Here is a 12,420-nt window from a genome sequence, read left to right on the forward strand (position 1 = left end):
ATGCGCTATGCATCGATCACCGAACGCCTCGCCGACCTCGGTTCGGGAAAATGGTCGCTGCACATCCGTGCGCGGCAACTGAAGGCGAGTGGTGCCGATATCATCGAGCTGACGATCGGCGAGCCGGACGTGCCGCCGGACCGCGCTCTGCTCGATGAATGCCAGCGTGCCATGAATGCCGGTCGCTATCGTTATTCCAACGGCCGCGGCGAGCATGCGGTCGTGGCGGCGCTCGTCGAGAAGTACCGCCGTCGCCGCGCCGATGTCACCACCGAAAACGTCATGTGCTTCCCGGGCACGCAGACGGCGCTCTTCGGCGTCATGCTGGGCCTGGTCGAGGCCGGCGATGCCGTTCTCGTCGGCGATCCGCTCTACGCCACCTATGAGGGCGTCATCCAGTCGACGGGCGCCCATCACGTGCTGGTGCCGCTGAAGCCGGAGTTTGGTTTTCACATGCAGGCCGCCGATATCGAGAAGGCGATCACGCCGGAATGCCGGGTGCTGCTGCTCAACACGCCGCACAATCCGACCGGGGCCGTACTGACCGCGGCTGAAATCGCCGAGATCGGCGAGGTCGCGCGCCGCCACGATCTCTGGATCGTCTGCGACGAGGTCTACGAGGAATTGGTGTTCGACGCCGTGTTTGCCTCTCCGTTCGACAATCCGGATCTGGCCGAGCGCACTATCGTCGTGTCGTCGATCTCCAAGTCGCATGCAGCGCCAGGCTTCCGCAGCGGCTGGGCCGTCGGGCCGGAGGAGTTTACCAATAGGCTTCTGCCGGTGTCGGAAACCATGCTGTTCGGCGTGCAGCCGTTCATTGCCGATATGACGGCTTACGCGCTGACGCATGACATCGATACGGCGCGGCGGATGCGCGAGACCTACAAGTCTCGCTCGCGCCGCATCGTCGAGGGCCTCGCCAATGCGCCAGGCATCCTGGTCTTGCCACCGGAGGCTGGCATGTTCACGCTGATCGACGTGTCGGCCACCGGCATGACCGGCGAAGCCTTCGCCTGGGCGCTTTTGGAGGAAGAGGGGGTCGCGGTGATGCCGGGATCCTCCTTCGGTGACGAGGCGCAGAACTTTCTGCGCGTCAGCCTGACCGTGCCCGACAAGGACATCGACGAGGCTTGCCGTCGCATCACCGTGCTTGCCGAGCGCGCCACACTGCGTCAGGAGCGCCGCGCATGACCACGAAAACAGTAGGCGAAGCCCTGGTCGATCTGCTCGAGGCCAATGGCGTCGAGGTGGTGTTCGGTATTCCGGGCGTTCATACGGTCGAGCTCTATCGCGGCCTGGCGGCATCGAAGATCCGCCACGTCACCCCCCGTCACGAGCAGGGCGCCGGCTTCATGGCCGATGGCTATGCCCGCGTCAGCGGCAAGCCGGGCGTCGCCCTTGTCATCACCGGACCGGGCTTGACCAACACCATCACCGCCATGGCGCAGGCCCGGCAGGATTCGATCCCGATGCTGGTAATTTCAGGCGTCAATCGTCGCGATTCGCTTGGGCACGGTCGCGGGCTGCTGCATGAGCTTCCCGACCAGCACGGCATGATCAAGACGCTGGCGCTCTATTCGCACACCTTGCTCAATCCCGACGACCTGCCTTTTGTCGTCGACCGGGCTTTCTCTGTGCTGCTGTCCGGCCGGCCAGGGCCGGTGCATATCGAGATCCCGACCGACGTCATGACGGCACGGATCGAGCCGAAGACGATCCGCTCGGCCGCCGCGACCCGTCCGCGCTCCGACAGCGAGACGCTACAACGCGCCGCGATCCTCTGCGCCGACGCGACCCGCCCGGTGATCATCTGCGGCGGCGGCGCTCTGACTGCCGAGGCGGAGGTCAGGGCACTTGCCGAGCAGATCGGCGCGCCCGTCGTCACGACGGTGAATGCGCGCGGCATGCTGGCCGGCAGCCCGCTGCGCGTTCCGGCAAGCCCCAGCCTCAAGGCGGTGCGATCGCTGCTCAAGGAGGCTGATCTCGTGCTGGCGCTTGGCACTGAGATGGGCCAGACCGACTACGACATGTATGCCGATGGCGGGTTCCCGGTGCTGCGCAACCTGATCCGTACCGACATCGATGCAGCACAGCTGGCCCGCGGTCCGCATGCCGCACTTTCGATCCTCTCCGGCGCCAAGACGGCGACGGCGAGCATTCTGGCTTTCCTGCCGGGACATGCGCCGAAGGATGGAGCGGCCCGCGCCGAGGTAGCGCGTAAGGCGGCGCTGAAGGAGCTGACGGCGAAGATGCGGGCCGAGATTGCCGTGATCGATGCGGTCTACAAGGCGCTGCCGGACTGCACCATCGTCGGTGACTCCACTCAGGCCGTCTACGCCGGCAACCTTTATTGCGACGCGCCGCGCCAGCGCAGCTGGTTCAACTCGGCGACGGGGTACGGGGCATTGGGCTACGCGCCGCCGGCAGCCGTCGGTGCTGCCGTGGCCGACCCGTCGCGGCCGGTCGTCTGCCTTGTCGGCGATGGTGGTTTCCAGTTTTCGCTTGCCGAGATTGGTTCTGCCGTCGATGTCCAAGCGCGGGTGATCTTCCTCGTCTGGAACAACGACGGCTATCAGGAGATCGAGTCCTACATGATCGATTCCGGTGTGACGCCGGAGGGTGTGAGGCCGTCTGCGCCGGACTTTATCCTCGCCGCCAAGGCCTATGGCATCGAGGCGGAAAGGCTGACGTCGGTCACTGACCTTTCGCGGGCACTTGCGGATGCCGTCGCGCGCAGCGGGCCGTCGCTGATCGAGATTCATCAGGTGAAAACCAGCGGCGCAACCGCGTAACCTGCAAATCATGTCACCGTTTGAGCGGCGCGAAATTTGACATTTCGCGCCCGCAATGGTGTTAAGAGCGCCTCGTGCTCGATTCCGGCCATGTTCTTCGGCTAGATTTGTTGCATTCCGGCTGAATTGAACTTTCAGGCGCCAAGCGCCGAGGAAGGGGCGGCGTCCCGAATGGACCCAGTGTGTGGTGGCAACAGAGGCAAGTTTGCCGGCCGGCTAATCGCCGTGCTGTGGCTCTTCTGTGCCTCGCTCGCCATGCAGCTGATCGTCGTCGGGCAGGGCTTCTCCTCGCGTCTTTCAGCCGAACAGCAGGCGGGCAATTTCTCCGCGCCTGACACCGTTCCTTCGGATCACCCCGCCGCGCGCCAGATTTCGCGCGCCACCCCGGTTTCGGATCTGCGCTTTACCGCCGAACGCAAGGATGGCAAATCCGCGACCGGCGACGGCGCGGTGCCGATGCTGCTTGCGTCGGTCCAGTTTCTTGCTTTCGAGCCGTCCGGCGAAGACCTCGCTTTCGGCCGTACCCCCTTCGCCGATGGTTTGTCGAACCGCGGCCCGCAAATCCGTGCGCCTCCGCGCGCCTCTGGTGATTGCTGATATTCGGGCACGATGATCGCTGCGATCGTGTTCATGCCCTTGATGAAACAAAGTCCTGATCACGCGGCTTTCGCCCGTACAGGCTCTCTTGGAACCACAACATGCGTACATCCAAATGGGCGATTTTCGCCTATGTCGTCGTTATCATCTTCGGATGCATAGCAGCGCTGCCAAACGTTCTCTCGCCGGCACAACGCGAGCAATTCGGCGCCTGGCTGCCGGTGAAGCCCGTTACCCTCGGCCTCGACCTGAAGGGCGGCTCTCACCTCGTCCTCGAGGTCGACGCCGCCGGCCTGCGCAAGGCGCGGCTTGAAACCCTGCTCGACGATACGCGCAGGGCGCTTCGCGGCGAGCGCATTCCCGCCTCGTCGGCGCGCATCAGCGGCGATGCCGTCACCGTCAAGATCGACGATCCGGCCGACCTCGAAAAGGCGCTGCCGAAGCTCAAGGAGCTCGCAGCCCCTGTCGGCACGCTCGGTTTCGGTGGTTCGGCCTCGGATATCGAAGTCACCGAGAACGGTGGCAACATTAGCCTGGCAATGACCGAAGCCGGCCTCAACGACCGGATGACCAAGGCGGTCGAACAGAGCCTCGAGATCATTCGCCGGCGCGTCGACACGGTCGGCGTCGCCGAGCCGTTGATCCAGCGCGTCGGTTCCAACCGTATTCTCGTCCAGCTTCCGGGCCTGCAGGATCCGACCGGGCTCCGCCAACTCCTGGGCTCGACCGCCCAGATGAGCTTCCACATGCTGGATCAGACCGTCGACGTGACGCAGCCGGCGCCCCGTGGCGTCGACATCCTGCCCGGTGCCAACGACGGCAACAGATATCCGGTCGAAAGCCGCATCGCCATTTCAGGCGAGCGTCTGGCCGATTCCAAGGCCGGCTTCGACCAGCGCACCAATGAGCCGATTGTCTCGTTCACCTTCGATTCGCTCGGCGCCCGGCAGTTCGCCGAAATCACCCGTGACAATGTCGGCCGGCCCTTCGCCATCGTGCTTGACGGCAAAGTCCTGACCGCGCCCGTCATCCGCGAACCGATCATCGGCGGTAACGGTCAGATCAGCGGTAATTTCACCGCACAGGAAGCAACCGTTCTTTCGGCACTGCTGCGCTCGGGCGCACTGCCCGCACCGTTGACCGTGATCGAAGAGCGTTCCGTTGGCCCGAACCTCGGCAGCGATTCCATCCGCATGGGCATCTTCACCGGCCTTGCCGGTTTCGGCCTCGTGGTTGCCCTCATGGTCGTGCTCTACGGCGCATGGGGCATGATCGCTAACGTCGGCTTGGTACTGCACACCATTCTGACGATCGGCGTGCTCGCAATGCTCGGCTCGACCCTTACGCTTCCCGGCATCGCCGGTATCATCCTCGGCATCGGCATGGCGGTGGACGCCAACATTCTCATCAATGCCCGTATTCGAGAAGAAACCGAGGGCGGCGCCGGCGCCATGAAGGCGCTCGATATCGGCTTCAACAAAGCCTATGCGACGATCATCGACTCCAACGTCACCACGCTTTCGGGCACCGTGCTGCTGTTTGCGTTCGGCTCCGGACCGGTCAAGGGCTTTGCGGTGACCATGATGCTCGGCATCGTCATCTCGATGTTCACGTCGGTGACCGTCGTGCGCCTGATGATGCGTGAAGTCGTCATCCGCCGGAAGATGAAGAAGCTCGAGATCCCCTCGCTCTTCGGACGTGTTCCGCATCTGCCGTCCTTCTCCTTCATGAAGGGCCGTTTCGTTGCCATCGGCATGTCCGCCTTCCTGTCGATCAGCTCGGTCGTGTTGTTCTTCACGCCCGGCCTCAACTACGGCATCGACTTCGTCGGCGGTATCCAGGTGGAAGCGACATCCAAGCAGAAGCTCGATCTGCCGGCGCTGCGCCATGGTCTGGAGTCGCTCAACATCGGTGAAGTCGCCCTTCAGGAATTCGGCCAGGACAAGTCGGTCCTGATCCGCGTTCAGCGCCAGCCCGGCGGTGAGCAGGAGCAGACGGTTGCCCTGAACAAGATCAAGGATGCAGCCGTTCAGACCATTCCCGACGTGACCTTCGAGCGGACGGAAGTCGTCGGCCCGACGATCAGCACGGAACTCGCGCGTTCGGGCTTCCTTGCCGTCGGTCTCGCGATGGTGGCGATCCTGTTCTACATCTGGTTCCGCTTCGAATGGCACTTCGCCGTCGGCGCGATCGCGGTCCTGCTGCTCGACATCACCAAGACGATCGGCTTCTTCGCGCTCACCGGCATCGACTTCAACCTGACGGCCATCGCCGCACTGCTGACGATGATCGGTTACTCCGTCAACGACAAGGTCGTGGTCTACGACCGCATGCGCGAGAACCTGCGCAAGTACAAGTCGATGCCGTTCTCCGACCTCATCGACATGAGCATCAACCAGGTGATCGCGCGATGCATCTTCACCTCGATGGCCACGGCGCTGTCACTGGTGCCGATGGCAATCTGGGGCGGCGATGCCGTCAAGAGCTTCGCCTGGCCGATGATCTTCGGTGTTATCGTCGCGACGACGTCGTCGATCTACATCGGCGGCCCGATCCTGCTCTTCCTCAATCGTTGGTGGAAGGATCGCGAAGCGACCCGCACCGGCACCGGAACCACGCAGCCGGGCGCACCGGCCGCCTGATATCAGGGCTGAGGTTATAAAATGTGAAGGGGCGGTCCTATGGGCCGCCCCTTTTTTGTCAGAAAGTGCTGTCTTTATCGCCCCCGTACCTTGCAGGTTGATTCGTCGCTTCCTAGATAGCGAGGGTCTCCGGTTTCGGATCGGGAGAACGGATATTGCATCCGGGACCCCTAAAATTTGATGGGTTGAGAAATATTTTTCGCGTCATCATGTTTTTAATTGACGGAATTGGTAGATTATTCTAGTTTGCAGCTCTGTGACGCGGGCGAGTCCGCCTCACAGTTGTTCATGAACCGCTCCGGCATTGCGATGCCGGACCAAGCCAAAGGAGTGTGACATGTCCGAAACCGTCTCGACCGCCGCCTTCTTCGGCACGCGTTCCCATTGTCGTGCAACAGTGAAGAAACGTCTCATTCGCCTCTGCCGAATGTGATCCTCGAACTCTCGAAATTCATCCTTTGCCGAAATTGAAATGTCCGCGCCTCCGGGTGTGGAAGGAGCGTTATTTGCATGAGCAAGCAGGTTATCGAATATGGCGGCGAAGCCGTCGGGGTCGTCGTCCCGGACGACGGCCGGTTCAAGTTCCTGGCAGTCAAGTACCATGTCTGGGATCTGGACGCTCAGCGGTTCCGGTCGGCTGACGAAGCACGCGCGGCAATTCGCCATCTGCTCGCGCGTCAGGCAGTGCCTGCCGAACGCCATGGCGATGCGGCCGCAGCATAATGTCTGGGGCGGCCGCCCCCTTATTCCGAGTATAATCCCAGACCAAGCTTTGCATTGATTCTGTGCCACAATTGTGTGTTTGCCGCACGATTCTTGTGCTATGCCAAAACAAGATTGCGTTTGCGCGGATGATTCCCGTTCTCAAGGGAACCGTAGGGAAAGCTTGCCGGAATGCTGACGAAGAAGGGAAAGTACGGATTGAAGGCTCTTGTCGACCTCGCTCGACTGGAGCCGGGAGAGACGGCTTTCATTACCGAAATCGCCCAGCGCAACAATATCCCGAAAAAATTCCTGGATACGATCCTGCTCGAACTGCGCAACGCCGGCATGCTGCGTTCGAAGAAGGGGCCAGGCGGCGGCTATTCGCTGTCGCGCCCGGCGGCGGAAATCCGCATCGGCCATGTCATCCGGACGCTTGACGGTCCGCTTGCGCCGATCCGCTGCGCCAGCCGCACGGCTTACGAGGTCTGCGAGGACTGCAATGATCCCGAGACCTGTCAGGTCCGTGTGTCGATGACGACCGTGCGCGACGCGGTTGCCGCGATCCTGGACTCCATGACGCTCGAAGAGTTTGCGGCCGACAAGTCGATGCCGCTCGAAGCGCCGGAAGAACAGCGCGTCGGCTGACGAAACCGTCGTCTTTGTGGGATTTCCTGCCGAAACTCGATGGCTTTGGCTTGGTTTGCCAAGAAAAAGCGCCTATCTGCCTGCAATGGGTCTGAGAAACGCCGCTTCTAACCGGCGCAAACGTCTTCGCGGGAATGGAAACATCATGGGTTTGAGACACGCATCAGCGGATGAGCGACGCGGTTCTGCCGCATTGGAGTCGGTCGGCAGGACGCTGACGACGGCGATGGCAGGCATCAAGGCGCTGGCCGATCATCTCGGTGCCGATACGGCGTTTGCGCAAAGCATGGTCGAAGCGATCGAACTCATTGGCGAAAGCCAGGGGCGCGTTGTCGTTTCCGGCGTCGGCAAGAGTGGCCATATCGGCCGCAAGATGGCGGCGACCATGGCATCAACAGGCACGTCCGCCTATTTTGTCCATCCGACCGAGGCGAGCCACGGCGATCTCGGCATGGTCACGTCGCAGGACGTGCTGATCCTGTTGTCCTGGTCGGGCGAAACGGCGGAACTCGCCAACATGCTCACCTATGCCAAGCGCTTCAAGGTGCCGGTCGTTTCGATTTCGTCCAACCGCGACAGCGTTCTCGCTCGCAACTCCGAAGTGCCGATCGTGCTGCCGAAGGTTCAGGAAGCCTGTCCGCATGGGCTGGCGCCGACGACGTCGGCGATGCTGCAGCTTGCGGTCGGCGACGCGCTTGCCATCGCCCTGCTCGAGCGCCGCGGTTTCTCCGCCGAAGATTTCAAGACCTTCCATCCCGGCGGCAAGCTCGGCGCTCAACTGCGTCTCGTGCGCGAACTGGCGCATGCCGGGGAACAGGTGCCGCTCTTGAGCGTCGGTCGCCCGATGAGCGAAGCCGTCATCGAGATGTCTTCCAAGGGCTTTGGTGTCGTCGGCATCGTCGACGAGGATGGCAAGCTGACCGGCGTCATCACCGACGGCGACCTCCGTCGCCACATGTCGGGCGATCTGCTTGCGCAGACCGTCGAGGCGGTCATGTCGCGTAACCCCCGTGTCATCAGGGGAGATGTTCTGGCAAGCGGTGCAATGGAGTTCATGCAGGATCACAAGGTGACCGTGCTGTTTCTCGTCGACGACGACGGGCTTCCCGTCGGCATCCTGCACATTCACGATCTGCTTCGCGCCGGCGTTGCCTGAGTTAAGCCGTCTTGGAATTTTTACGGCCAGCCTATGCCGATCGCGAGGCTGGCCGTTGTCTTTTCTGCGGCTTCCGGCGCGGTGGCGGATCGATGAACGCGCCGGGCTGGTTGACCGTGTTCTCGTGCAGGCGCTCGGCGATTGCCCGGGCGCCTGCGTCGGTTCCTGTTCTTGAATAGAGATTGCCCCGCACCTGGATCGAAGCCGCAAGCAGCCGGAACATGGCGCTGCTCACCTCGGCGTCGGGTGCTGTCGGCCTTTGCCAGAAATCCTCCAGCGGCTGCTGGTCCGTCAAACCGGCAATGTCGAACACAGCCGTGCCCAGCACCCTGACCGGGCGTCCCTGCTTTAGCGCGTGCAGACCGGCGGTCGAGTTGACCGTGACCATGCCGGCGCTGGCCTCTGCCAGCACATCGAGATTGCCGCCATCGAGATAGAACACGCGACCGGTCAGCCCGAGTTCCGCTGCCTTGTCGTCGATGAATTTGCGCCAGGCGATCAGATCGTTGTCGAGCGGATGAACCTTGAAGACCAGTTTGGTTTCCCTAGCCGCATCGGCTGCAAACGAGTGCATGACCTCGTCGATCGCGTCCTTCTGGCTGTGGAACGGCGAGTGGGCGCGCAGCTGGAAATCGGTTTCGAGCTGCAGCGGATAGACGAAAAAGGGCACGCGTTCCGAAAGCAGGATGCGGACCGTTTCCTCGGCCTCGGCACTGCGTCTTTTGCCGGTGAAAAGGCGGCGGATCCAGCCGGCATATTCGGCAAGTGGATGAAAGATCGCGTGACGGCGATAATGCGGAAAGAGGAACCACAGGAAGACGTTGGGCAGGTTGTAGAGAAGGTCGTAGCTGGCATCGGCGAGAAAGGTCTGGCTGTAGTGCTTGCGCCAATCCGGCTCCGGCAGGGTCTTCGCGGCTTCGACGATATGGGCGGCGTCGGCGGGAAAGTGGGAGTTCGACGACATGCCGTCGCGCTCGAGTGTTAGCCAGTCGGGTCGGAGATAGCCCATCTCGACGATGGCGATCGCGACCCCGGTCCGCCGGGCGACCGCAGTGGCAGCCTGATGATAGGGGCGCTCTTCGCCAAGCAGGATCATGTCGGTGACCTGGTGCAGGCCGATGAAGCGTGCCAGATAGTCCGGCCAATCCTCCGCTCTCCCGCGGTAGTTGGATGCGCCTTTGCGACGCCAGATGATCTCGTCGCCGACATTGAGGTTTATCCGCAGGCAGGTGTGGCCGTAGCTCTCAAGCCGATCGGCGATCTTGCGGAAGATCGGCGATGACGGGCCTTGCAGGAACAGGAAGACCCGTCGGCTTGGCCGATCGGCTGACACACGGGTGTTCAACGCTGCGTTTTCCATCGTCTCGCCGCCGCTAACGCAGCGTGTCCTTCTTGAGGTTGGCGTGGTTGAGCAGCGCCTCGATCAGATCCCAGGCAGCGACATCCCGTGGTTCGACCGGTCGATGATGCGTCGATTTCGCCTTGGAAAAAGGCACGATGAGATAATCCGTGCGTGGGTCGGGGAAGGGGTCTGCGAACGATTTCAGCAGCGGCGCATGATCGCCATAAAAGACGAACCAGACAGGCCGGTCGAGCCTGTCGAGCCGATCGGTCAGCTGCTTCAGTGCTGCGTCGGATTGCTCAAGGATCGCCAGATAGATGTCCACCGGGTTGGCAAGATCGCCAACGCGACCCGGTTCCCAAGGTCCGTGGTTTGCCATCGAGGCGACGAAAACGAAACCGCTCTTGTCTTCCGGCAGGTTCTCGCAGGCATCGATGACCCTGGCGGCGAGCTTCTCGTCGGAGACGTAAGGCCCGTCGCGCGCCGGCACGTGGTCGAATCCATCGAGCATCGTCAGCTCGGCAAAGCCGAGCTGCGGCATCGCCTTGTGGCGCAGGAAGAACGTGCGGTCGTAAGGATGCATGAAATGGGTGTGCCAGCCGGCGCGTTTCATCTTTCCCGGCCAGACGACGTCGGAATAGTGGGACGCGCGCAGATAAGGGTAGCTTGCATCCACGTGGATATCGTCGGGCACGAGCCCGCTGATGACGGCAAACTCGGTGCGCAGCGTATAGCCGCCTTCGAAGACGCTGCTGAGGCGTCCCCACTGGGCGGCCTGACGCCGCAACCGGTCGAGTGTCGGCATCTTCAGCGTGTCGACACCGAAATGGCGCATGTCGATGAAGGACTCCGACTGCCAGACGACGATGAGCGGCGAACCGTCGTCACCGATCAGGTCCTGGACGGCCGCCCGAACGATTTGTGAGAGTTCGGCGACGATCTTCTCCCGCTTGACGCCGAGCCAGATGATGAAGCGGAAGATCACCGACCCGAAGGTGCCGAAGCGCACCGTATTCATTTTGACGTCGAGCACTTTGACGAGCCTCTGAACGAGGGCCGCCGTGGGTCGGTTCACCGGGCCGTAGAACAGCAGGAGCCATGGGCCTGCGGCGACTGCCACCATCACCAGGATCCAGAAGGCCTTGCCGCTGTTGGGCAGAACAGACGGTTCGAAATAGAGGTAGAGCCCGGAAACGCCGAAGACATAGAGAAATGCAACGGTCCAGAACACGATGTTCAGCGAACTGGCATAGAAGATCGTCTTGTATTTGAAGACGTCGACGACGAGGGCGATGTCGGAAAAGATCAGCGGCTCGCGGATGAACTTGAACTTGGCCCTAGAAATCCCGGTGAAGATGATGAAGAAGCTCATCGTGCCGGCGGCGGCATAAAGTGGCCGCCAGGAGCCAGCGAAAAAGCCGGCGAACACCAGCGCGATGACCGGCAGGCGGGCAATAACATCGATGATGTCCTGCTTGCGGCCAAAGGGAGACGGGTTTTTCCGGCGTTCCCGTTTCGGCAGAGCGAAGCGGTCGGTGAAGAAGATCACCGCACAGGACAAGATGAAACAACAGATCGTCAGCGTTATCGGATAGTCGTGCAATTGAAAGGGGAGCAACGCCAAGCGGAAACCTTCATGCTTTCTTGCACACCGGCGCCGCCTCATGCAGCACGGCATCCGCCTGACACTTAGATCCTATCGCCGGCGCGCACAAGCGCCGTCACCTGCCGCCCTTTGATACTCCACCGCTACTGCGGGCGATTGCGCGGTCGAACCACCAGTTGAGGAGTGGTCTGACGGTGGGGCCGAACCGACCGAGAAGAAAAAGCGTCATTCCAAAATAGACTTCGAACCGTCCGCGCTCGATGCCGTAGACGATCTTGCGGGCAACTGCTTCCGCCGGCCAGGGGCTGACCGTACCCATGACGGCGGCGGCTTCAGGGGGACGGAAGGCAAGCTCGCGCTGGAACTGCGGCGTCTGGGTGTCCGGCGGGAAGCAGATCGAGACGTCTATCCCATGCGCGCGCGCCTCGGAGCGGAGTGCCTGGGCAAAGCCGTGCAGTGCGAACTTCGAGGCGCAATAGGCCGAATAGCCATAGATGCCGAGAAGGCCGGCACCGGAGGAGATCATCATGATCTTTCCGTGCCCACGCTGCTTCATGCCGGCGTAGACGGCGCGAACCGCATGGACGGTACCGGAAAAATTCGTTTCCATCTGACGCCGGAAGGCGGCGCTGCCGAGTTCGTCGAACCGGCCCGGCTCGACGACGCCGGCAGAGGTCACCAGGATGTCGCAGGGCCCGAATGCCGCTTCGCAGCGATGGATGGCGGCGATGATTTCCTCTTCCCGCGCGACATCCGCCGTCTCGATCCGGATGTCGCCGGCTGTTGCCGACTTGGAGGAGAGTTCATCCTGGGCACGCTTCAGGATCTCGGCCGAACGGGCGATCAGCGAAAGGCGCGCGCCACGACCCGCATAGATCGATGCGATCGCCAGCCCTATGCCGCTCGAGCCGCCGGTGATGATCACATGGGTCATG

At 62.2% G+C, this 12,420-nt stretch carries 10 protein-coding genes; 7 read left to right on the forward strand and 3 right to left on the reverse strand.

All coding sequences use genetic code 11. From position 1 onward, the window contains the following. The 7 genes from BKP54_RS20225 (at position 1) to BKP54_RS20255 (ending at position 8,537) form a co-directional block, all read left to right on the forward strand. Complete coding sequence (locus tag BKP54_RS20225) at positions 1-1,191, forward strand: pyridoxal phosphate-dependent aminotransferase (protein ID WP_025425856.1); 1,191 nt, start codon at positions 1-3, stop codon at positions 1,189-1,191. Beyond that, positions 1,188-2,792, forward strand: a complete 1,605-nt coding sequence (locus tag BKP54_RS20230; RefSeq protein WP_057204248.1) for a 5-guanidino-2-oxopentanoate decarboxylase — start codon at positions 1,188-1,190, stop codon at positions 2,790-2,792. Before BKP54_RS20225 ends, BKP54_RS20230 begins: the two co-directional genes overlap by 4 nt. A gap of 255 nt (positions 2,793-3,047) precedes the next feature. After that, positions 3,048-3,389, forward strand: a complete 342-nt coding sequence (locus BKP54_RS20235; protein WP_128090456.1) for a hypothetical protein — start codon at positions 3,048-3,050, stop codon at positions 3,387-3,389. A 101-nt stretch (positions 3,390-3,490) separates the two neighbouring features. Then, positions 3,491-6,031, forward strand: a complete 2,541-nt coding sequence (gene secD / locus BKP54_RS20240) for a protein translocase subunit SecD (RefSeq protein WP_057204246.1) — start codon at positions 3,491-3,493, stop codon at positions 6,029-6,031. 510 nt (positions 6,032-6,541) lie between these two features. Further along, complete coding sequence (locus BKP54_RS20245) at positions 6,542-6,754, forward strand: hypothetical protein (protein WP_025425860.1); 213 nt, start codon at positions 6,542-6,544, stop codon at positions 6,752-6,754. A gap of 171 nt (positions 6,755-6,925) precedes the next feature. After that, complete coding sequence (locus BKP54_RS20250; protein ID WP_025425861.1) at positions 6,926-7,381, forward strand: Rrf2 family transcriptional regulator; 456 nt, start codon at positions 6,926-6,928, stop codon at positions 7,379-7,381. 145 nt (positions 7,382-7,526) lie between these two features. Beyond that, positions 7,527-8,537, forward strand: coding sequence for a KpsF/GutQ family sugar-phosphate isomerase (locus BKP54_RS20255; RefSeq protein ID WP_038575867.1), 1,011 nt, complete (start codon positions 7,527-7,529; stop codon positions 8,535-8,537). 31 nt (positions 8,538-8,568) lie between these two features. Here BKP54_RS20255 and BKP54_RS20260 read toward each other — a convergent pair whose 3' ends face one another. The 3 genes from BKP54_RS20260 to BKP54_RS20270 are packed head-to-tail and all read right to left on the reverse strand — an operon-like array spanning position 8,569 to position 12,419. After that, positions 8,569-9,870, reverse strand: a complete 1,302-nt coding sequence (locus BKP54_RS20260; RefSeq protein WP_245317864.1) for a capsule biosynthesis protein — start codon at positions 9,868-9,870, stop codon at positions 8,569-8,571. A 40-nt stretch (positions 9,871-9,910) separates the two neighbouring features. Then, a complete protein-coding gene (locus BKP54_RS20265) occupies positions 9,911-11,545 on the reverse strand; it encodes an LTA synthase family protein (RefSeq protein WP_038575873.1) in 1,635 nt (544 codons plus the stop codon). A gap of 55 nt (positions 11,546-11,600) precedes the next feature. Next, complete coding sequence (locus tag BKP54_RS20270; RefSeq protein WP_025425865.1) at positions 11,601-12,419, reverse strand: SDR family oxidoreductase; 819 nt, start codon at positions 12,417-12,419, stop codon at positions 11,601-11,603. Position 12,420 lies beyond the last annotated feature (1 nt).

This window comes from Ensifer sp. 1H6 (assembly GCF_001976035.1).
GTDB lineage: Bacteria > Pseudomonadota > Alphaproteobacteria > Rhizobiales > Rhizobiaceae > Ensifer > Ensifer canadensis.